10 protein-coding genes are annotated in these 25,344 nt (G+C 30.2%); 4 read left to right on the forward strand and 6 right to left on the reverse strand.

The annotated features are described in order from the left end of the window. The first annotated feature begins 83 nt into the window (after positions 1-83). The 4 genes from ACW9UN_RS00850 to ACW9UN_RS00865 all read left to right on the forward strand — a co-directional run bounded on the left by ACW9UN_RS00850 (position 84) and on the right by ACW9UN_RS00865 (position 10,140). Positions 84-2,255, forward strand: a complete 2,172-nt coding sequence (locus ACW9UN_RS00850; RefSeq protein ID WP_459483101.1) for a beta-xylosidase — start codon at positions 84-86, stop codon at positions 2,253-2,255. 925 nt (positions 2,256-3,180) lie between these two features. After that, positions 3,181-5,796, forward strand: coding sequence for a T9SS type A sorting domain-containing protein (locus ACW9UN_RS00855; protein ID WP_459483102.1), 2,616 nt, complete (start codon positions 3,181-3,183; stop codon positions 5,794-5,796). A gap of 19 nt (positions 5,797-5,815) precedes the next feature. Beyond that, positions 5,816-8,683, forward strand: a complete 2,868-nt coding sequence (locus tag ACW9UN_RS00860) for a sulfatase-like hydrolase/transferase (protein WP_459483103.1) — start codon at positions 5,816-5,818, stop codon at positions 8,681-8,683. A gap of 23 nt (positions 8,684-8,706) precedes the next feature. Continuing rightward, positions 8,707-10,140 (forward strand): sulfatase family protein, encoded by a 1,434-nt coding sequence (locus ACW9UN_RS00865; protein ID WP_459483104.1) that lies wholly within the window; start codon positions 8,707-8,709, stop codon positions 10,138-10,140. Positions 10,141-10,155: 15 nt separating this feature from the next. Here ACW9UN_RS00865 and ACW9UN_RS00870 read toward each other — a convergent pair whose 3' ends face one another. The 6 genes from ACW9UN_RS00870 to ACW9UN_RS00895 form a co-directional block, all read right to left on the reverse strand. Further along, positions 10,156-11,637, reverse strand: coding sequence for a sulfatase (locus tag ACW9UN_RS00870; protein ID WP_459483105.1), 1,482 nt, complete (start codon positions 11,635-11,637; stop codon positions 10,156-10,158). Between the two features lie 95 nt (positions 11,638-11,732). Further along, complete coding sequence (lacZ, locus tag ACW9UN_RS00875) at positions 11,733-14,936, reverse strand: beta-galactosidase, LacZ type (protein ID WP_459483106.1); 3,204 nt, start codon at positions 14,934-14,936, stop codon at positions 11,733-11,735. A 45-nt stretch (positions 14,937-14,981) separates the two neighbouring features. Next, positions 14,982-18,023: a sulfatase-like hydrolase/transferase gene (locus ACW9UN_RS00880; RefSeq protein WP_459483107.1), complete on the reverse strand. Its 3,042-nt coding sequence runs from the start codon at positions 18,021-18,023 to the stop codon at positions 14,982-14,984. Between the two features lie 143 nt (positions 18,024-18,166). After that, complete coding sequence (locus ACW9UN_RS00885; RefSeq protein WP_459483108.1) at positions 18,167-22,267, reverse strand: hybrid sensor histidine kinase/response regulator transcription factor; 4,101 nt, start codon at positions 22,265-22,267, stop codon at positions 18,167-18,169. A gap of 134 nt (positions 22,268-22,401) precedes the next feature. Then, positions 22,402-24,090 carry a DUF4972 domain-containing protein gene (locus tag ACW9UN_RS00890; protein WP_459483109.1) on the reverse strand — a complete coding sequence of 563 codons (1,689 nt, stop codon included), beginning with the start codon at positions 24,088-24,090 and terminating at the stop codon, positions 22,402-22,404. Between the two features lie 196 nt (positions 24,091-24,286). Further along, complete coding sequence (locus tag ACW9UN_RS00895) at positions 24,287-25,255, reverse strand: LamG-like jellyroll fold domain-containing protein (protein ID WP_459483110.1); 969 nt, start codon at positions 25,253-25,255, stop codon at positions 24,287-24,289. Positions 25,256-25,344: the final 89 nt, after the last annotated feature.

Consider the following 25,344-nt stretch of genomic DNA (forward strand, 5'->3'; position numbering starts at 1 on the left):
ATTTAAAAAGGTGTGTGCAGGATACCTTTATCAAATAGGATAAATACCTTTATCTCTGTTTTTAATTTATAGGATATAATTTTATGAAAAAAGTATTTTTTTTATCATTTTTAATGCTGATTTCCTCAGTAATTAGTTGTCAACAAAAAAAGGATAATAGGTCTAAAAAAGACAAAGAAATTACAAGCAAAGTTCAAGATTTATTAAGTCAAATGACTTTAGAAGAAAAGATTGCAGAAATGACGCAAGATGCACCTGCAAATGAGAGGTTAGGAATTCCATTTATGAAATATGGAGAAGCACTTCATGGGTTATGGCTTGTTTTAGATTATTATGGTAATACAACAGTTTATCCTCAAGCTATTGCTGCAGCTTCTACTTGGCAACCTGAATTAGTCAAAAAAATGGCTTCACAAACCGCTAAAGAAGCCAGAGCTTTAGGAGTTACCCATGTGTATTCACCTAATTTAGATGTAATTTCCGGTGATCCAAGATATGGTAGAGTAGAAGAATCTTATGGTGAAGATCCTTATTTGGTATCTAGAATGGGAGTTGCATTTATTCAGGGTATACAAGGAATGGGTGATGAACGTTTTGATGAAAACCATGTGATTGCTACTGCAAAGCATTTTATTGGTTATCCTGAAAACAGAAGAGGTATCAATGGTGGTTTTAGTGATATGTCAGAACGTCGTTTACGAGAAGTGTATTTACCACCTTTTGAGGCTGCTATAAAAGAAGCAAAAGTAGGTGCTGTTATGCCAGGGCATCAAGATTATAATGGCGTTCCAAACCACATGAATACTTGGTTATTAAAGGATATTTTAAGAGATGAATTGGGTTTTGATGGTTTTATTGTTTCTGATAATAATGATGTTGCCAGATTAGGAACCATGCATTTTATCGCTGAAACTAGAACTGAATCAGCTATTTTAGGTTTAAAGGCTGGGGTTGATATGGATTTAGTAATTGGAAAGAATGAGAAGCTTGCAGCATATAATACCAAAGTCTTAAAGGATACCATAACAAAGAATCCTCAATTGGAAAAGTATATTGACAAAGCGACATCTCGTATTTTAAAAGCAAAATACCAATTGGGTTTATTTGATACAAAACCAAAAAAGATTGATAAAAAAACTGTATACGCTGGTAAAAAAGAACATCAAGAGTTTTCTTACGAGATGGCTAAAAAAGCAATCATTTTGTTAAAAAATGATAATAATATACTGCCTTTAGATATGTCTAACATAAAATCGTTAGCGGTTATTGGTCCAAATGCGCATGAAAATAGACCTAAAAAAGGAACCTATTCTTTATTAGGAGGCTATTCTGGTTTACCACCATTTTATGTTTCTGCTTTAGATGGTATCAAAGCTAAAGTTGGTGATAAAGTAAAAATCAATTATGCAAAAGGATGCGATTTACAAGGTAATTCTAAAGCAGGTTTTCCAGCCGCAATTGCAGCTGCAAAAAAATCGGATGCAGTTATTTTGGTAATTGGTGGTTCTAGAAAAACAGGTGGAGAAGGAGTTGATAGAGCTGATTTAGATTTATATGGTGTGCAAAAAGAATTGGTAAAAGCAATTCATAAAACAGGTAAACCTGTTATCGCAGTTTTAATTAATGGTAGACCATTGTCCATCAATTATGTTGCAGAAAATATTCCATCAATTTTAGAAACGTGGTATTTGGGTATGCGTTCTGGAGATGCTATTGCAGATGCTATTTTTGGTGATGTAAATCCTGGAGGAAAATTAACAGTTTCTTTCCCAAGATCTGTTGGTCAACTTCCTGTAACGTATTTAGAAAGACCAGATTTCATTGGATCTGGAAAAGGGCAATTTAAAGATGCAGATAAATCACCTTTATTTCCTTTTGGATATGGATTAAGTTACACAACATTTAAATATAGTAAACCAACCTTTAAAGATACTGTAATAAATACTGATGGAAGCACAACTGTTTCTGTAGATGTTACCAATACAGGAAAAAGAACTGGTGATGAAGTGGTACAAATGTATGTTAGAGATGATTATGCTTCTGTTGGACGTTACAACAAAATGCTAAAAGGTTTTGAAAGAATTTCATTAAATCCAGGAGAAACAAAAACAGTAACTTTTACATTAGGTTTTAATGAATTAAACATTTTAAATCAACAAATGAAAAAAGTGGTTGAACCAGGAACATTTACAATTTCTGTAGGTGCTTCGTCACAAGAAAGTGATTTGCAAAAAGCTACACTTGTTGTAAAGTAGAGTTTTTAAAATTAGTGATAATTTAGAAAACTTCAGTTCAAAGACAAATTTTAAAATGAAGCTCTTCAAGGAATGTAGAATGGAATAAAAATATATCTGATTTAATCCAAATTATTATTGCTCTACAAATATCGTATCTATACATGTTGAGACTTACTATATAGATACAGTAGCTTTTGCGAAAAAAATCATTTACTAATATTATAATTACCAAACATTTTTAATGTGAAAGTGCAAAGTTAGAAAGTAAACCTAATTTAATAAATGAAATTGAGTGTTTTAATTGGTTTTCTTGTTTGCTATGATAAGATAAGTAGTTTCGTTTTCGAGAATTAAAAAAAATAGAAAGAAGCATTTCTTTCTGTTTTTTTTGCTTTAATAAAAAATGTCAAATCTGGGAGAGGTAGTTTACTCTGTATAAGTAGTAGGATGTTTCCTAAGGTTTGACATAGAATATATTATATGAATGATATTTTTTAAAACATAGATAGGCTTTTTTTTATTAAAATTGATATGAAGTACCTTTAAATTGATTTTATTGTTTGTTTTGATACACCTTTTTTAAGGTTTAGTGACCTTATTAGAAACAAATTTTATGTCAAAATTAAACAAGAAAATATTTTTAGAAAACTACAATTCATCTTTAAAAATTAGAAATCCTTTTAGTTTTTTGAAGACATTCTGTATTTTTTTCTGCTGTTAAATCTTCAAGAATAGATTTTATATACTTTGGTTTTTTCCTGTTTTGGTTTTTCATCTTTTTGTACTGTTTGTTTTTTCATAGAACATTTAAAACTTTCATAGTTTTGTTAATCTTTTCTTTCAATAGTTTTTAATTAAGCAACATTTAAACCCCTTATTTGAAACTACCTTTTCTGTTTATGACTTTTAGGTTTTATACATTACAAACTTTTAAAACATAGTCATGAAAAAAAATTACCAATTACTATTTTCAGTTTGTATATTATTAGCTGTAACTTATTTTATAACAAAAAACACTACTAACAATTCTAATTCTACAACTTTTGAAGAAAATTATGATAGAGAAGAGGAAAGTGAAGAAGAAGAGGCATACGAGCGTGCATTGAAAGAAGACGACTTTGTTAAAGTACCAGCTTTTGTCCCATCAAAATTAACGGCTAAAGAACTACGTGTTTATTTAGAAAAAAGAAAAAAATTAGAAGCTTCTGGATATCAGTTTACAAAATATCAAAAAACTGTAAATGAACTAAACAACATATCAAAATACACCACAATAAACAAAGTTGAAGAACATGTTTATGCTAACAATAAAATTTCTGGAAGTTGGCAACAAAAAAATATTTTAACAAAAGGTTGGAGAAATAATAATAACGGGTTTAGAGCTGATGGTTCTGTTTACGACCCTGTAAATAAAGAGCTTTACGTGGTATCTTATGCTGGCCATTTGTATAAAATTGATGAATCAAAAAAAACAAGTTGGATATTAAAAAACCATAAAAAGAACTTTAAGGGTAACGATTTTAATGGTATAAACTTACCAAGTGGTGCTTTTAGATTACTTAACCAACAAAATAATGGAGGCATGGAGTTTTCTGATGATGAAGGCAGAACATGGACCACAGCAAACGGTGCATATTTTCAAAATTCTTGGAACTTTAAAACACTTGTTACAAAAACAAAAACAGGTAGAAGAATTGTAGCTCATGGTGGCAAATATAATAATGGTATTGGATACGATCATATATACATATCTTCAGACTATGGATTAAACTATACAGTATCTAGCTTAAACTTTAAACAATCAGATTATGTTGTACAAATTTCTAAACCTCACAACAGTAATAGTGTATATTGCTTTGCCCGTAGAAAAAGTGATGCTAAACTTTCTATTTATAAAATGGATAAAGAAGATGACGACTTTTCATTATTATTTGATGCTGTTCAAAAAATGTGGGGTCTAGATACAGTGCATGGTACTTTAGTAAATGGTGTTACTCATTTCTACATCAGTCATGGAAAAAATAATATTTTTTATTCAAGTGATGAAGGACTTAATTGGACGAAAACTGCTGGAAATAGCGGAAGAAATCTCGAGGAAATTCACCCTACTCAACCCAATATTTGTTTTAAAGGATTTGTAAATATTTTTATGTCTAAAGATTATGGTGCTACTTGGAATGTAAATCCAAAAGGAGCTCATGAACTTCACGACAACTATGTTTGGGACTTACAACACATGAAAACATATGATGAAGAAGATGGCAGTAATTTTACATTTGTTGGTATGGACTTTGGTAGTTATTATACATCAAATTCATCAGATTGGGAATCATGGGTTTCTGTAAATAGCGGAAGTCCAGTTATGATGTGTTATGATATGGTAGCTACAGATACTCATAATAAAATTTATACTGCTAATCAAGATCGTGGAAGCCAAGGTATTATTGACAACAAAACCAATGATAATTTGTTTGAAGCTTATAAAGAAGCACCAACAGATATTTTAAGAGTTGCACTAGCCAATAATGAATCTTCTATTTGGTATTGGTACTACTATGGAACTATTGGACGAAACGATGTTGTTAACGGTGGTGGACAGAATAATATAACTAAAAAAGATTTTTATGGCAATTGGTGGGCATCTAGTATGATAGGTTCTCCTAACAAAAATGAAGACGCTGTCTACGTAGCTACAGGTAATAGTTTAGATAAGTTTACTTATAACGGAACTACTATTGTAAAAACAACGCATCCTTATAATTTTGGCGAACCTATTATTAGTTTTGCATATTCAAAACTAAATACAAACTTGTGGTATGTGGGTTTAAAATCAGGTCCATTTATGTATTCTAAAGATGGTGGAAACACGTTTAAAAAATCGACTTATACAGGAGTTTGGCCAGGACAAGAAAATTCACATAAAAAACGTAAAACCGTAATTTTAGATAGCCCTACAGAAGAAAACACAGTGTATTATGCAGGAAAAGGGAATTATTTTTTAATTTCTAAAGATGGTGGCATTTCATTTACAAACCATTCTACAGGATTATCTGTAACTAGAATTACAAGTTTAGATGCATCACCCAATGGAAAATTTATTTTTGCAGCATCAAATAATGGTCCATGGGTTTATGCAGTAGATCAAGATCGTTGGTTTAAAATGACAGGTCCAGAAGTACCAGAACTTGTAGAATGGACTAGTGTTAAATTTATTCCATCAAAAAATATAGTTCGCTTTGCTACGTATGGAAGTGGTATTCTAGATTTTAAAATTAATGAAAATTCCCTCAGTACAGAAACAAATAGTACTACAAAACCATTTAAATTAAAAGCGTATCCAAATCCTAGTAATGGAATTTTTAAACTTTATATACCAACTAATAAAGAAAAAATAGATTTAGCAATTTATAATCAAACTGGGGTATTGGTATTAAAATCTATACTTATTTTAAAGGATAAAAAGGCAACAATTGATTTAACAAACCTAGCATCAGGTTTCTATTTTGCTAAAATAAATTTGAATGGTAAAACAACGTCTATTAAACTTATAAAGAACTAACATAAAAAAAAATAAAAACATGAAACTTCAATTTTTTGTTTTTTTATTATCTACATTTTTATGTATACCCACTTTTGCCCAAACTTACACATGGTCAGGAAATGGAGATGGAGTTTCTCTATATCAAGAAGAAAACTGGGAATTTAATAAAAAAACTATTCCTCAAATAAATCCAAATACACCAATTTCGTCAAATTTATTGGTTAATTTAGGTACAGTTGGTGGTAATGGTTTTAATGGCGATTTACTTTTAGGCGGAAACGCACTAACCATTTATGGAGGTTTGATAAATGGTAAAGATAATATTGGAAGTTTTTCTTCTAACACTCAACGTAGTGCTTTGAATTTATATGGTGGAAATACCACTTGCAAGAACTTTAAAAACTTAAATGTATTTATTGATAATGATGCCGAATTAACCTTGACAGACAACAATAGCCTTCTCGAAAATACTAAAATTGATTTGGGAATTGATTTTCAAGGAATCGTAACTTTTTCAAATATTGATATCGAAAATTTTAGAACTAATCTACTTTCTAAATTTATGGTAAATGGTACTATTGCTATTGAAGGTACAAATGTAATCATTACAAATAATGGAAACAGAACTCAGTTGCGTGTTCTAAATCCAAATTCTAACAACGGAAATAAAGATTATTCAGATAGCCCAGTTGCTAATAATGGTCCAAATATTATTTACATTTTACTAGACGATTTAGCTTATGGAGATTTAGGAATTTTATGGCAAAACAATAAAGAAGGCGATAAAAGGATGCTATCACCACATTTAGATAATTTTGCTATCGAAGGTGCAACCTTAACCAATCATTATGCATCTGCTCCTGTATGTGCTCCTTCAAGAGCTTCTTTTTTAGATGGCTTACATCAAGGTCATTCTAGTATCAGAAATAATCAATTTGACAAACCGATAAAAAAAGGGTTAACAATAGCTGAATTATTATCTAAAGCTGGTTATAGAACCATGCACGTTGGAAAATATGGAACAGCTGGAGGTAGAACATCTGGCACTCCATCTCATCCTTTAAAAATAGGTTTTGACCAATTTTATGGTTTTCTTTTTCACAGTCAAGGTCATATTCATTATCCGCAAAACGGAACTACAAATAAACAATCTTATTTTACAGATGGATACAAAAAAATACTTGAAGGTACAGCACTAACTTACACAACAGATGTTTTTACTGCAAAATCTAAACAATGGATAATTAACCATAAAAACACAAGACCCGAGCAACCTTTCTTCTTGTATTTGGCGTATGATGTTCCTCATTCTGCACTAGATGTACCTACTACTGCATATCCTAATGGAGGTGGTTTAACTGGAGGTTTACAATGGACAAGCAGCACATCAAATACACCTTGGGTAAATACAGCTTTTGGTGAAAGAAATGCATTTATACATCCAGATTATGCTTCTAAAAATTGGACAAATAATGAAAAAAAATATGCTACAATGGTTAGAAGAGTTGATAATGCAATTCATGATATTATTCAACTTTTAAAAGATTTAAATATAAATAATGAAACATTAATTGTATTTACATCAGATAATGGCGCTCACAAAGAAGGAGGTTATAACCCGCAATCTTTTGAATCTTATGCAAACTTTAATGGTATAAAAAGAGATTTATGGGAAGGAGGAATTCGAATGCCAACTTTATGTCGTTTTCCAGAAACTATACCAAGCAACGCTATTGTAAATTATCCTTCTGGACAATGGGATTGGTATGCTACTTTTTCTGAATTAGCTGGTGTACCAACACCAATTAATATTGATGGCGTTTCATTATTACCTGCTTTAAAAAACGAAACCGAAAACCAAAAAGAGAGAGCATACTTGTATCACGAATATACAAACTCTGCAAAAACACCCAATTATCAAGATTTTGAACCTTCTAAAAGAGATCGAATAAGAAACCAAATGCAAGTTATTAGAATTGGAGATTATAAAGGAATTCGCTACAATATTAAAAATCATTCAGATGCTTTTGAAATATATAATATTGCAACAGACCCAAGAGAAAGCAAAAATTTAGCTGCTAATATGCCTTTGTTGGAGCAACAGATGCGTGATAAAACCCTCCAAGTAAGAAAGAAAAATACAACTGCTTTAAGACCTTATGATAATGAGCTTATACCAAGTATAAACCTATCTAACACTATAAATGGATTGTTTAAATATACCTACAATAGCAAAAGTGATTGGATACCAAACTTTACCTATTTAACTCCAAATAAATCTACAGTTATTCAAAATATAAATTCTGATGATAACCAAACAGCAAAAAATTTAGGATTGTTTTACACTGGTTATATCAATATTCCAACTGATGGGCGCTATACTTTTTATATAACTTCATCGTCTAAATGCCATTTAATGCTTCACGATATTCATCTTATAGACAATGATTTTAATTATACTAATGCAGAAATTTCAGAAGAATTATATTTAAAATCTGGGTTGCATCCCATAAAAATATTTTACCAACAGAATAATGAATTAATTCCTGATATTCAATTAAAAATGGATGGTCCTGGAATTTCAAAAATGGCAATTACAAATGAAATGTTTTACATAGAAAATACACTTTCTTCAAGCAGCTTTAATGTTAATAATAGCATAGAAATATTTCCTAATCCAACTAAAAACAAACTTTATATTTCTCTTTTAAATGATAAGAGAACGATAACGAAACTTAGTGTTTTTTCGTTAGTTGGTCAAAAAATAATAGATTTAGAAGTTCAAATAAATGAAAATACGAAGCGTTATGAAGCTCAAATTGCTAATTTAAAATCTGGTATGTATCTATTTAAGGTATATTTTAGTGATGGTGTAATTGCTACGAAAAAAATTATAAAACAGTAATTGATAAAAATGAATTAATAAATATGAAGAGATTTTTCTTACTGTTAGTAGTATTATTTTTTTTAAATTGTAAAGACAAAGAAGTTCCTCAAAAACCAAATATTGTTTGGATAATGCTAGAAGATTGGGGTTATCAACTTTCTTGTTATGGAGAACCTGGTATTCAAACAAAATATATTGATCAACTAGCCGCTAATGGAGTAAGGTATACAAATTCTTTTTGTACTGCTCCTGTATGTTCTCCAAGCAGATCTGCAATGATGACTGGTTTTCATCAAAATTATATTAATGCAAATCAGCACAGATCTGGGAAAAAGTTTGGCTATCCAAAACAAGAACTGCCTAAAGGAATAAAACCTTTAACACTTCATTTAAAAGAAGCTGGTTATTATACTGCTTTAATGAAGAGCAAAAAAAAAGACCTTAACTTTTTACCTAATAGGCATCTTTTTGATGGTAGAGATTGGAAAAACAGAAAACCAAACCAGCCATTTTTTGCACAAGTTACTTTTGAGTGGACACATAGAAAATGGAGAAGAGATTCTATAAGACCAATTTCTATTGATAGTGTAAAAGTACCTCCTTATTACCCGCAAACAGATCTTGTAAAACGCGATTGGGCAAATGGATTAGAAGCAATGCAAATCGTTGACAGACAAGTTGGTGAATTGTTAAAAAGAATTGATGATGAAGGTTTAAAAGAAAACACTATTGTATTTTTAATTGGTGATAATGGCAGATGTATGCCTAGAGGAAAACAATTTTTGTACGATGGTGGTATTCAAGTTCCTGTAATTATTCGTTGGCCAAATAAAATAAAAGCAGGACAGGTGAATGCTAACTTAATCTCTACAATAGATATTACTAAAACTATTTTAGATATCGCTGGTGTAAAGTCCGAAATTCCTTTACCTGGTATAAATTTACTGAACACTAACAAACAGAGAAAATATATTTATGCTGCTAGAGACAAAATGGATGATACTCACGATGCCTCAAGAGTTATACGTTCTAAAGAGTTTAAATTAATTCATAATTTAATGCCAGAACGCGCTTACTGTCAGCTAAATAATTATAAAGAAGATTTTTACCCTACTTTGGCAGAAATGAATGTATTGTATTTAAAAGGGTTGCTTAATGAAAATCAAAAAAAGTTTATGGCTGCAACAAAACCAGAATTTGAGTTGTATGATATGGTTAACGACCCTTACGAACTAAACAATTTAGCCTACAACAAAGATTTTGCTAAAATTAAGAAAGAATATCTAAATCAACTCAATAAATGGAGAGCAACTATAAACGATAAAGGTGTTACTGACGAGTTTAGAAAAGGTGGTGCTACTGCCAAATACCCAACAAGAACATTACAAGAATGGGAAGTACATTTAGAAGGTTTTAAGCCTTGGGTATTTAGAAATCCTAAAAGTAAAATGAAACATCCTTATGCTAAAAAATAATGCTTAAAAATAAAATTAATTATTTCCTAGGATTTTATTGATTTTATTTTTTTCAAAATCTTTATTATACTTTGGATTCTTCTGTTTAGGTATTGGAGCATTCATAACAGTACGCCACGTATTCAATTTTTTAAATAATTCTGCTGCTTTTTCTGGATTTGTTTTTTCTAAATTGTTTCGTTCTCCTAAATCATCTTCTAAATTATACAACTCAAGACAATTATCTTCAAAATAGTGGTGTAACTTCCATTTTCCTGAAATTACAACAGAACCTGGACGAGTTCTAAACAATGGGTCTCTTCCGTTATCTACCTTAGCATTAGATGATTGCAAATAAATAGGAAAGTGAAAAAATAAATCGCGATTTACAATTTTAGTAGTGTCTTTTAACAAAGGTAAAATATCTAAACCGTCAAGAATGGTAGCTTGTTGTTTTGGTTTAACAATGTTTTGTAAGGTAGGATAAATATCCAATTGACTTACCATATTTGTATTTTTGCTGCCAGCGTTTATATGCTTTGGCCACTTTACTATAAATGGAACACGAATACCGCCTTCGTAATACGATCCTTTTCCTGCTCTTAAAGGTGTTTGATGAGATATGGCTCTAACACCACCATTGTCTGAAGTAAAAATTACCAAAGTGTTATCGTCTAATTTTAAACTAGAAATTGTATTTAATAATTTACCAATATTTTCATCAACACTAGCAATCATTGCTGCATAATCTGCTCTATTTTGTCCGTTTTTACCTTTTTTATTTTTAAATTTTTCAATTAATTTTTCTTTACCCATTATTGGAGTGTGTACAGAATAATAAGGTAAATACAAGAAAAATGAGGAATCTTTATGTTTTTTCACGAATGAAATGGCTTCGTTAGTTAATCTATCTGTTAAATACTCTCCATCTGGACCATTTTCTATAAAATCTATTTTATAGGGTGAAAAATATCCACCTTTTCCTGGATTTCCTCTTGAACTACCTCCTACATTGTAATCTATTCCTTGTTTAGAAGGGTTTTTTCCTACGTGCCATTTCCCAAAGTTACTTGTAATATAGCCTGCAGATTTTAACATTTTTGGAAGTGTATAAACGGTATTTGTTAAATGCTTTGTGTTTTTTATAGGAATAATTTTTCGTGTACGTACATCTCCTCTTGTTGATGGACTTACTGTAAAAACATTATGTCTTGGCGTATTTAAACCAGACAGTAAACACGCTCTACTGGGTGCACAATTTGCTGCACCAGCATAAGCTTTTGTAAAATACATACCTTGGTTAGCTAATTTATCAATATTAGGAGTTTCGTAAAACTCACTTCCCATAAAACCAAGATCTTTCCAACCTAAATCATCAACATTTATTAAAATGATATTTGGCTTTTTGGGTGTCTTTTTTTCAACATGTTTTTTTTTGCAAGCGTTTAAGAAAACAAAACTTGTTACAAGAATAATATTTAGAATTATATAAACTGAACCTTTTATTTTATTGATCATACAGTTCTCTTATTAAGATTGATTTGAATTCTAACATTTGTTCATATTATTTAGATGGCTAATAAAAGTTTAACTTACTTAAAGTAGATACTTTATTATTTAGGATATTTTATGTTTTTAGTTTTATTATTCTTAATTGGTTGAATTAAGAATGAATAGTTATAATTCTTAGCTGGAATTCTAAATTCTTTGTGAGGTAGTGCTTTTTGCGACCAACTGTCATCACCACCAACACCCATTTGCTTATGGTCTATATTAATGGTGTAAAAAGCTGTCTTTTTTAAGTCATAAGTATGCAATGCCTCTTCAATATTCCAAGTAGAGTAAGGTATTGCACTCATACTTAAGTTTTCATTAATTGCTTTAATTAACACACCTGTTCCAGCATTATCTGTTAATTTCATCCATCTAACATCTGTTTTGTTGCTACTTTCTTGAGGACGAATGTATGAGTAGTAATCATCTGTTACAGTGGTTTTATATGTGCCCACATCTGCACTTAATTTTCTATCCCAATAATTTTCGTGAGGCCCACGTCCTAAATATTGCAAGTTATTGTAATTTGTTGGTATTTTTAATTGCAAGCCTAACTTTGGTAATATGGGTAGAGATTGGTCTGCGTTAAAAGTAACATCAACTTTTATAGTACCATCTCCATAAATTAACTGTTCAACTTTCATTGATGCTTTATTGTTTGCAAAAGTATAGCTAGAGGTTGCCAATGCTTTTTTATCGGATATTTTTTTCAGCTCAAAAGATGATAATTTAGCCATTTTAGAAGCTTCTCTCCAAACAGCAAGGTGTTTCTGTGTTTTTGCACCACCTCTATCATTGTCTGTTATAGGTCTCCAAAAACTTGGTTGAAGTCCTGAAACCACCAAACTTTTATTGTTAAAGATAAAGTTTGATATTTTACCATCAGCTTCATTAAAATCAATTTTAAAATTTGTACCTTTAATAGTATTATTGGTAACCGAAATGTTTTTAATTCTTTTTAAAGAAATTAATTTTGCTTCTTTGTAAAAAGGAAGTTTAAATTGTTCCCAAGCAATTTCGTGTCCCTTTTTTGCCCAGTTTGTATCGTTTTTTAACTTTAAACTAACGCGAATAAAATATTCTGATGCTTCTTTAATTTTAGGTTTTTTAAAAGGGATGGTTAACGTAGTTGTTTTATTTGGTGCTGCATCAATTGGGTTTAGCATTCCAGATTTTAATACCTTACCATTCTCTTGTAATTCCCAAAAAACATCAAACTGATTTAAATTGGTAAAATTGTGCCAGTTTTTTATGGTAAAAGTTCCTTGTTCAAGATTTTTAGGATGTATCTCTACTGGTTGAAATACTTTTTTTACTTCCCAAGTTGCTGGTTTTATTTCTCTATCTGGTCCTACAATTCCGTTTAAGCAAAAATTACTAGAGTTTATTTTTGTATCGCCCATATCACCACCAAAAGCATAGAAAAATTCTCCATCTTTTGTTTTTTGAGATAATCCTTGGTCTGACCAATCCCAAATATAGCCACCAATAATCTGTTTATTGTTTCTAAAAACATCTCTGTATTTAAATAGGTTTCCTGTAGAATTTCCCATAGAATGTGCATATTCGCACCATATAATAGGTCTTTCTTCACCTTCTAGTTCAGACATTTTTTCCATATATCCTATAGGGTTATACATTCTACTAATGACATCTACATACATAGGATCTTTATAAATTTTGTCTTCTTCTCTATGTTTGCCTTTTGTAATTTGAGCACCTTCATAATGCACAGGTCTTGTATTATCGTAACTACGAATCCAATTGGCCATTGTTACGTGATTAAAACCAGAACCAGACTCGTTACCCAAAGACCAAAAAACAATACTAGGATGATTTTTATCGCGCTCTACCATACGCACTGCACGTTCTAAAAAGGCACTAGACCAAGAGGCATCGTTACTTAATTGCCCACCAAGACCATGAGTTTCTAAATTGGCTTCATCCATTACATAAATACCATATTCATCACACAATTGGTACCATTGTTCGTCATTTGGATAGTGTGATGTTCTTACTGCGTTTATATTGTATTGTTTCATTAGTAAAATATCATTTATCATAGATGCTCTACTAACTACTTTACCTTTTACAGGATCATGTTCGTGTCTGTTAACCCCAAACATAAGCACAGATTTTCCATTTATTAAAAATTCTCCATCTTTAATTTCTGCTTCTCTAAAACCAACTTTAGTTGTTCTAGATTCTAAAATATTTCCTTTTGCATCTTTAACGTTAAATACTAGCGTGTATAAGTTTGGGCATTCTGCGCTCCATTTTTTTGGGTTTTTTACTTTACCTTGTAATAAAGCAAAATCGGGTTTTCCTCGTTGACCAAATTTTTCTCTGTATATTTTTTTGAGAGGAATACTTAAAGGTTTGTCAAAAACTTCCTTTTTGTTCTCATCAAAAAGCTTAGCTTCTAATGTATAGCCTTTTAAATTTGTATTATCAAACTTTTTTATTCTTGGTCTAATTTTTAAAGTTGCGTCTTTGTATTGTTCATCTAAATCTGTCTTTACAAAAAAATCGTAAAGTTGTACCTTAGGAGCAGAAGTTAAATATACATCTCTTTGAATACCACTTAATCGCCAATGATCTTGGTCTTCTAAATAAGAAGCATCACTAAAACGAAATACTTTTAGAGCTAATATATTTTTTCCTTCCTTTACGTGTGATGTTGCATCAAAATGAGTTGGCAGCATAGAATCTTCACTATACCCCAAAAATTTACCATTTAACCAAACATAATACGCAGAACTTACCCCTCCAAAAGACAACGTTATTTGAGTTCCATTCCAATTTTTAGGTATTTCAAATTCTGTTCTGTAACAACCTGTTGGGTTATCTTCTTTAGAAACTAAAGGTGGATTAACTGGCTGAAAAGGATACTTTGTATTGGTATAAATTGCAGTTCCAAATCCTTCTAATTCCCAATTTGCAGGAACTGGAATAGTGTTCCATTTACTATCATCATAGGTATTAGCCTCAAAGCCTTTTGGGGCTAACTCTGGTTTTGTTGACCAAGAAAATTTCCAATTTCCATTAAGTAATTTGTAACGAGAAGATGATTTTTTATCATTTTCTAAAGCCTCTAATTCATTTGCAAAAGAATGAGAAGTAGCTTTACTTGGCATTCTGTTAATGCCAGAAACTTGTGGGTCTTCCCAAGGTTTTACATCATTTAATTGTTGTGCAACTAAATACTGATAGTTACATGTTAGAAGGATGATAAATATGTAAAAATATTTGGTTTTAATCATTTTTAATAAATATTTAGTGTTGTTGGGTAATAATGTGCTTCAATATTATTGTTGAATAATTAGCTTTTTCTTAATGGTTTTATTTCTTGTTTTAATTGTTGCAATATATAAGCCACTCTTAATATTCTGGGGTAAGCTTAGGGTTACTTTATTCTTATAATGATACCTATTACTAAAAACCAATTTACCAGTTACATCTACTAAATTAAAAGTGAAATTTTGAGTAGATAGCTTATTATTAAATTGTAATGATAGCGTTTTATTGCCCTTTACAGGGTTTGGATAGATATTCAGTTCAAAATTGGAATTACCAAAACTTGTTGTTGATAAAGAATTTTTAGAGGCTAGAAATTTATTTATTTCTGTTGTCATTTCCGACTCTATACTATTGTACTCAGTTTGTGAAGTATTACAATCTGGTAATGTTAAGGATACAAAATAACTGTAGAGTGTTTGGTAAGCGCTTTCTGGATATTGTTCTTGTTCTGGACCAATATTAGAGTTATAAATTAAATTCACTAGAGATGCATAAGTGGTATCAAAATTCTGCGAATAGTTTGTAACTTCTTTGAGAATTAAATTGTCTAAATGTATCCCCAAAGAATTGTTGAAAATACTGTTTAATGTAAAGTTGAATTTACCAATATTTACTGGGTTGTTTGTTGACCAAAAAGGAACAGCAGTTGCTTTAACACTCTCAAAACCTTCAACGGAAACATCATACGTTTGGTTTGTAAAATTAAATGTTACATCAATGGTATAATCTATGTTTTTAATAAAAGTAGTTCCTAAAATATCTTTGCCAATTTGAGGGGTATTATTTCTTAAACTTTCTTTATTGGCTATAGTTGCAATAAATTTATTTTCGTTATTCCCTATTACAATACCTCCTAAAGTATCACCTGCTTGATTTTTAAATAATACAAAATTTCTTAACCAATTACGTTCGCTATTTATGGTAAACGTAAGCTTTGTATTATCGCTATTTTTCGGTGTAAATTCGCGTTCTACACCTTGATTTCCTGAGGTATAATTTATTTTTAAACGATTGTTGCTAATTTCAATATCGTTATTAAAAGTACCGTTAAGTAATGTCCAGTTGTTAGATAGTGTGCTTTCATTAAAAAAATCGCCTTGTTCATCTGCACATAATGCTTCTTGATTACAATTGTCTAAAACACTTGAAGAAGATAATATACTTAAGTCTAAGTTTGGATTAGAACTTGGGTCAATTAAATCATCATAACTCATAATACCAACATTTACTAATGCTGATCGATTTGGAAAACTCCCAGTATTCGATTGATAGACATCATAAATGAATTGAGCAAATGGTGATGGATCTTTTAGCGTTGCTAAAAAAACTACAGTCATTTTATCTGAAGCTAAACTGGTAAATACTTTATTTGCTTCACAAAGTTTACCAACAGACGCTGCTGCAAATGCACACATTAAACGAGATTCTATATTTTCATTTTCTAAATTCATAAATTTAAAAACCTCATCTGGTAAAGTGTTTATTTTTTCGTGATATGCCAAACTAGCAATACCAACTGCACCCCAATAACGTACTGTTGGATTAGCGTTGAGTAAATTTTCTACAATTTTATTGAGATCTGAAGCCTCTGCTTCACTTGCCAATTCTGCAGCAGCATAGATGGCTTCCATATTAATATTTCTATCTCTAACAACTTCATAATAACTACCATTAGTAATGGTATCTCTAAGAGTTATTGGGTTAAAACCAATATCTTTAATAGCTCTAATTTTCTGCTTTAGAGCCGTTTTCATTTCTTGTAATTTATTAGCATAATTGGCATTATTTGCTAAATTATTTACTTCTCCTGGATCTGCATTTAAATCAAAAAGTTCGAAGGTAGGATTGGGTTCCCAAAAATCTGCTTGAACACCAGACAAACTGCCATTTCTATATGCATTTTCCCAAGCTTGGAAACCAGGCATTTGAAATTGAAATTGTTTTCTAACTCCTTTAGCCCAAAAATTATTGTAGTGCCAAATGAATTTGTAATTGCCATCTGTTATGGCTCTTGATGGAATAAAATAGTTTCCTTGGTTTGCTAAAATTCCGTAGGCATAATTCTCTTCTTGTTCTTGATTTTCACCCAAAAAGATTCTACCCTGCATTTCTTCAGGTATTGCTACATCAGCAATACTTAATATAGATTTAGGAAAATCTACAAATTCTACAATAGCGTTGCTTCGTCCATTAGTACTTGGTGGGGCAAGATGTTTCCATTTTTCAGGAAAATAACCAATTATGGGTACTTTCATTCCATCTTGTCTTAAAAAGGCTTTACTACCAGACATAGAGCCTCCATTATCTGCCATAAAAAATATAATAGTATCATCTGCTCTTCCAGAATTATTTAATGCATTTAATCGGTTACCTAGCCAATTATCCATCACTTTAATTCTTTCATAATACCAAGCCATGTCATCTCTTATTAAATTTAGGTCTGGTAAATATTGAGGAATATTTACTTCATTTAATGCCACTGTTCTATTTTTTCTATCGTTAGCAATATCTCTAGTATCTGTAATTTTTGACATGTGAGTATCAAAATTATTTTCGATACAAAAGAAAGGTTTGTTTGCAGGTGCATTTTGAAATGTTCCGTTTGAGTTATTCCAAATCTGACTTAATAATGCGTCTTCATTTTTAATATTGTAATCTGTTTTACCAACATTTGATGTCCAATATCCAGCATTTTGCATCAATTTTGTCCAGAAAAATTCGTGAGGATATTCTATATCTCTACGATGTTGTTCTGCGCCCAAAGCAGATGAATAAATTCCTGTAATTAATGTAGTTCTTGCAGGAGAACAGGCAGCTCCGTTTGAATAACCATTATCGAAAATAACACTATTGGATGTGTTTGCCAATCGATCAACATTTGGTGTTTGTACAATGTTATTACCATAAGCAGGCAAGTAAAAATCAGACATATCTTCTATTATAAATAAAAGAATATTGGGCTTATCTTGGTTTTGTGCATCAGTAGAAAAAGGAAAAACTGTTGTAGCAAAAAAAAGAATTATGATAATTTTTAAGTTAATATGTTTCATTTATAATTGTAGTTATTGTGTTTTACTAAATTATAAACTAATGAGCATATCTAAGGCTTATTGTATCTCATCTTAAGGTAGAAAATGTTACAAAATATGTGTTTATTAGTTAATCTGTAGTGGTTTATGAATAACTATTTATTTTAACTATTAACATCTGAGTTTTTATTCTTTTCAACCAAGTTTTTTTTGTAATCGGTTGGGGTTACACCATATTCTTTTTTAAAACATTTACTAAAATACTTTAAGTTATTAAAACCTGTCATATGTGCAATTTCAGATACGTATAAACTATCGTTTTTTAAAAGTTGAGTAGCTCTTTTTAAACGAATTTGTTTGATAAATTCTACAGGAGATATGTTAGCTATTTTTTGTAATTTTCTGTATAAACTTGCTCTACTAACACCAACTTCTGAAGCCAAATACTCTACGCTTAACAAATTATCATCTAAAGAGTTTTCTATAATTTTAACCAATTTTCTTATAAACTTATCATTAGGTGTTTCTATGGTAACTTCTGATGGATTAATTGACACAATTCTGCTATAGCGTTCTTTTAAATCGTTTCCTTTTTGTAAGTTGTTTTTTATTTTCCAACGCACAAACTCTAAGCTAAAAGGCTTATCAATAAAATCATCTGCTCCTAATTTTATACATTCTAATTTAGTTTCATCAAAACCATTAGCAGAGAGAATGTAAATAGGAATGTGTGCCAAGTCTTTATTCTCTTTAATTCTTTTAAGCATAGAAACGCCATCTTCTTCTGGCATTAAAATATCACTTAAAATTAATTCAGGATTTTCATTTACGGCAGCATCATAACCTTCTTTACCGTTTGTAGCTTTTAAAATATAAAAATCGTTTTGAAGACCTTGTTCAAGAAAATTTAGTATTTCTTTGTTGTCTTCTACTAAAAGCACTTTTGGTTTTCCTTTGTTTGATGTAGTATTTTCACTTTCATTAGACAGATACACAGGATTTTTGTAGATTGAATCGAATTTATTTGAATTTTCATCTACATTATTTGCAAGTGTAGTAATTAAACTATCATCTGAATAATGATTTTTATCTACAGGGAGGTAAAATGTAAACTTTGTAAATTCGTGCTTTTTGCTATCTACCTCTATATAACCATTATGAAGTTTTGTTAATTTTGCAACAAGTTCCATACCTATACCTGTACCTGGAATTTGGTTGGTAATTACTTTTGTGGCTTGGTAAAACCTGTTAAAAATATAAGGTAAATCTTTTTCCGATATTCCTATACCTGTATCTGTTACTTGGCATTTTAAATAGTTTCCTTTCTTTAAGTTTTTTACAATATGTTTGGGTATTGCTTTTGATTTTAAAATTTTAGCTTTAATAACAATTTTACCTTTTTCTGGTGTATATTTAAAGGCGTTAGATAATAAATTAAATAGAATTTTTTCAAGTATTTGAACATCGTAAAACGCTTCTGAATGATTTATTTTAGATTTTAATTTGTAATCTATATGATTTACTCTAGCCAAATCATTAAAATCATTTTTGATTTTAGTTAGATTTTCTTCGATATTATTTTTTGATATTCTTAGTTTAAACTTACCACTATCGTGTCTTCTAATATCCATTATTTGATTGATAAGCTTGTTCATTCTAATAATATTATTTTGAATTCTATTTATAGAATTTGCATTCAATGTAAAATTGGTGTCGTTTATTGCTTTTTCTACAGTTCCTCTAATTAGGGTTAACGGAGTTCTTAACTCGTGAGATATATCTGTAAAAAACACCATTCGCATTCTATGATACTCGTTGTCTTTTTGTCTACTTACAGTTTCTGCAACTAAATTTTGTTTTAAACGGTACCATTTTCTAACTAATAAAAAAGCAGCGTAAATTGCTAAGAGAATTAAAATTGTGTAAATAAATAAGGCTGTGTTACTTTTCCAAAATGGTGGAGCAATAGAAAAGCTTAAAGAAATAGGTTTGTGGTTCCAAACGCCATCACTATTACTACTCTTTACTTTAAAGATATAATCTCCATTGGGTAAATTATTGTAATTGGCACTTCTGTTTGATCCGTCTGTGTTTACCCAAAAGTCATTAACACCATCTAGCTTATACGCATATTTATTCTTACCTGGTGCAGTAAAGTCTAATGAAGAGAATTTTACGACTAAATTATTTTCGTTATAATTTAATGTTATATGTTTATTTTTTCTGATTTGTTCTTTTAATAACTGGTTTTTTTCTTGTATTGCCTTATTATCGTGACTGTTACCAAATATAGAAAATTCTGTAATTACGGTATTAGGCACATTGTTATTAACATTAAATTTAGCCGTGTTTATTTCGTAAAAACCACCTATTGTACCAAAAAAAACTGAGTTTTCAAAAATACTTTGTGTGTTAAAACTGAATTGATTTTCTTCGATTCCGTTATCAATACCAAAACTTTTAAACCGTTTTGTTTTTGCATCAAGGAATGAGATACCACTATCTGTACTTATCCACAAATTACCATTAGCATCTTCTCTGATACCAGAAATTGTATTTGAGAGCAAGCCGTCTTTAGTATTATATGTTGTTATAACATCATTTGTAATGTTATAATGGTTTAAACCACCACCTCTAGTACCAATCCAAATATTACCATTACTACTTTCTGCTATGCTTAATATAGCATTAGAGCACAAACCATTTTTTTTAGGTTGTAGGTGTTGTATTTGTTTATTTTTTCTGTTAATTTTAAATAAGCCATTTCCTCTAGTACCAATCCAAATATTATCATTTTTATCTAAATGCATTACGTATACATTTGTTCTAGATAAAGAGGCAATTACTTTTTTTTCAAAATTAGAAAGCGGTTCTTTTGTTTTTATGATGTCTATTCCTTTTCCCCATAAGCCAGCCCAGATATCATTATCATTAAAATGAATTATATCTAATACAGATTTAGTAAATTTTTTAATAGTTTTTACCTTGGGTTGTAGTTTATTTATGCTGTAATTTTGGGTTTGTATTAACGTGTTTCCATAACCAATAAATAATTCTTCGTTATTATTTGTATGCTTAATAAAATAGATTTCTTTGTTACCTGTTAAGAATCTTTCTGTTGTTTTGGTTTTTATGTTATATCTAAAAACTCCATTATTTTTAAATGCTACAAGAAGTTGGTTTTTATTTTCGCTTAGCAAATGAGACGAAAAAGTATTTGTTAAGTCACCTCCAAGTTTGTAGTTTTTAAATAATGAAGATTTACCAGCAAGCTTACTAACGCCTCTTTGAGAGCCAATCCATAAATTATCAAAACTGTCAATAAGAGTTGTATTTATTTGATTGTTTAAGTTCTTTTTTTCGTTAACTTTAGTAAATACATATTTATTACCCTCTTTTACACCTTTTATTAATCCTAGATTTGTTCCAATCCAAAGCGTACTACCATTTGTATCAACAGTTAATGTATTAATAATTATTTCGTTTTTTTTACCGTTTTTGAAAACATCTATTGGATAATTACTAACTACCTTTATATTGTAGTTTTTTTTATTGTATTTTAAGCAGTAAATACTCTTTTTAGTTGCTACTAGAAAGTTGTTACTGTCGCTTTTGTGAATTGCTATTGTGTTTTTTTTAAAATTTGTAGTTCTGTTATTTAATTTATGATCTAAAACAATTAAGCCTTTAGAAGTTGCAAACCAATTTCTATTGTAGTTGTCTTGTAAATATTGATTTGCCTGAATTCTAGAATTAAATATATTATTTTTTTGCTGATAATTGAATTCGGTGTTTAGCTTTGATTTTTCTAGTTCTTTTTTTGGTGTTATTTTTATTAATCCGATTTTTTGTGTAAAAGACCATACAGTGCCATCTGAAGATTTCCCTAGAATTTTAGAGGTTCTATCTTTGTAAAACCCTTTAAAAATGTTGTTGGCTCTATCGTAATATATTAAATAACTCTCACTACCTAACCAGAGATTTCCATAATTATCTTCAACAATAGAATTTATATTATTATTTGGTAAAGAGTTTTCATTAAAAACATCATATTGATATTTTTCTATTCCATAACCATTATATCTGTATAAGCCATTTATAGTACCCAACCATAAGTAGCCTAAATTATCTTGGTACAAAGAATTGGTTTTTTTATAAAATGGAGCCTCATTTATAGTTAAGGCTATAGAAGGGTATTTAACAGTTTGAGCATATCCAAAAGAAACAACAAAAAGAATAAAATATATGATTTGTGTAAATTTCATGCTTAATTATTAGGAATAGTTTAAAATTAGATTTAATTATTGAATATAATATTAATATTTCTTTTTGTAAAAAAAAACTTACACAATTTTTTTGTGCAAGTTTCTTTTATATTTAGATATATAGTTTAGTTATTTTAATTAGAAAAAGGCAAGCCAGTAAATAATTTATCCCAAGTAAAGTTAGTACCTATTATATTACCAGTATGATTTGAAGTACTTGAATCTGATGCTACAGTACCAGAACCATCGTTTAGTTTCCAATATCCAACCAAACCAGCTTCGTTACCTGTTAAACGAGTGTCTTTATTAGATGCTATTTCACTTTCGCTTCTTGCAACGTTCCAAATTCTTACATCACTTATAGAACCGATAAAAAATCTATCTGTCTGACTAGCACTTCTACCAATATTAAAGTTATTCGTAGCAGAAGAATTTATAGGGTTAGCGCCAGATCCACCAGATATTGCGTCTAAAGAACCGTCTACATAAAGTAAGGTTTCATCTAGGTTAGCTCCGTTATTAGATACAACTATTGCAACATGATGCCAAACACCATCATTTATAATCTGTGTGCCATTTATTCCACCTCCTGAATACTCTATTCTTAATTTTCCTTGGTTAATTCTCATATCCCATTTTTCTTGTGCAGAATTTACACCCCAGGATAAAATTAACGTTTGGTTATTTGAGTTTGCTGTTGTATTAATCCAAGCTTCCATAGTTCTGTTTGTACCACCAGTAATCCCTTGAAAAGATGGTGTTTCTATGTATGTATCTCCGGCAAAATTTACAACTGATATTGCGTTTACCGAGTTTTCAAAGGTAGTAACTGCAGCTTGCAAGTTAGCTAATGCAGTATCAACTTCTGGTTGTCCTAAGCTAATATCATTAACCACTGTTTGCGCATTATTAATAGCTTGTTGCAGTATTGCTTTAGATCCTGAAGGATATTCTGCTAAATTACTTCCTTCAACAGCATTATCGTGTAATGCTTGTGCATCTGAAATGGCATTTTCTAAAGCAGTTGTATCTCTTGTAGGGCCTCCAACTTTACCTGCTTCAAACGCAACAGTTGCATTTTGTAAAGCAGTAAGTGCAGCATCTATTTCTCCTTGAGTTAGAGGAGTTGTAGCATTAACTACATCTCTAGCATCATTTATAGCTGTAAGGAAAACTGCTTTTGAACCTGAAGCATATTCTCCAATATTAGTACCCTCAACAGCATTATCATGTAATGATTGAGCTTGATCTATTTCGGTATTTAGACTATCAAAATCTAAAGGTGGTATTTCAGCATCATTAAATTCATTTATACTAGCAAGTAAATTACTAAGAGCTGTATCTATTTCTGCTTGGGTAGCGTTTGTGTTATTAGAAACCGTTTTAGCTTCATCTAATGCTGCTTGTAGAATAGCTTTTGAACCTGCTTGGTATTCTCCAGGAAATGCTCCTTCTTCTGCATTGTCATGCAATGATTGGGCATTTGCTATGGTACTTTCTAAAGTAGTACCATCAACAATTACAATGCTTAACTTATATGTTTCTACTGCACTTTTTAATCTTTCGGTTGCTATATTTATTGTTCCTTGGTTAATTGCAGTTTCTCTGTATGGAGTATATTTTTCTATAACAGTATTTAAAATTTCAGTAGATCCTATAATAATATCTCCGTTTTTATTACCTTCTTTAGAAACATCTGCTATACTATTAGCTTCAGAAAGGATTGCATCAAACTCTGAATAATCTATAGATATTAAATTATCGTCTGTACAAGAGGTTAATGTAATTAATGAAAAGAATAAAATTCGAAAAAAATTTTTCATTGTATTGTTTTTAATTTGTAAATTCTTCGTAAAATTAACAGTTTCTTAAAAATATTAAGTATCACAAAAGGGGTATAAATGTTGCAATTAAAAATCGATGAGATTTTACGAGATTTTATCATGTTTTAAAGTGTTTTTTTAAATTAAAAAAGGCAGTTTAAAACCACCTCTTTTAATTTTCAGTTTAAAAATCAACTTAATTTTTAATTGCTTTAACTGTTCCTAATACTGATTTCTGCTCATCATATACTTTAATAATGTAAACCCCATGAGATAAATTACTAGTATCAATACCATTTACGTTATATTCTTTTACACTTAGTTTTAGTTTACCTAAAATATCAAATATTTCTACAGTATGTGTGTTAGGGTTTGATATGAATAAATGGTTTTTTATAGGATTTGGATAGATTCCAACAGTCTTTTTTGTATAATTATTTGTACTTAAAGTTGAACTGTATATTGCAGTAATTTGAGCTTCTGTTAAAACCGTATCAAAAATTCTAACATCATCAATTGCTCCTGGCCAACCTCTTTCTCTTAATCCTGTAGTTCCATTAAGTGTATAATCATTTCCTATTAATAAAGCACTTTCACCAGTATTTATGGGGTTATTAATCGTTTTTTCTACGTCTAACACTCCATTTACGTATAATTTAAAAGTACTTGATCCTACAGAAGTATAGGTAATTGCAATATGCACCCAAGTATCTACTGCTAAATTTACGTTACCTGTTTTACCATTCCCTTTAACTTCTACTCTGTTTCTTGATTCTGTTTGACTATTTGCAGCTATTGTTCCAAAAGTAAATTTTTCGAGATTATTGTCGTTGTTTCCTAAACCCAAAACAGCAAGATTTTTTCCAGCCGCAGCTATTGGTAATTTAACCCAAGCAGTTACTGTTCGCTCTGCACTTCCATTAAAAGGAGCAAAATTATCTACTGTTGTTAAAAAATCTTCAGCTCCAAATCCAGCAATTGCACTGTTTGCTGTACCATCTTGGCCTGTTTCAAATATAGGAGTGAATCCTGAAGAGGGTGATAAATTCCAATTTCCAGTCTCATCATTTAAACTATTGTTAAAATTATAATGGGCTATCGGATTCTGAGCGAAGGAAAAGCTGCAAAGTAATAATAATAAAATAGTGAAGTAATGTTTTTTCATTTTTTTAGTTTTTAGTTTATCTATTTGATGTAAAGCTACGTAACAAAATGCACTGCATTTGCATTGAAAAGTTTCTTAATTAGGGTATA

The organism is Polaribacter litoreus (genome assembly GCF_054584775.1).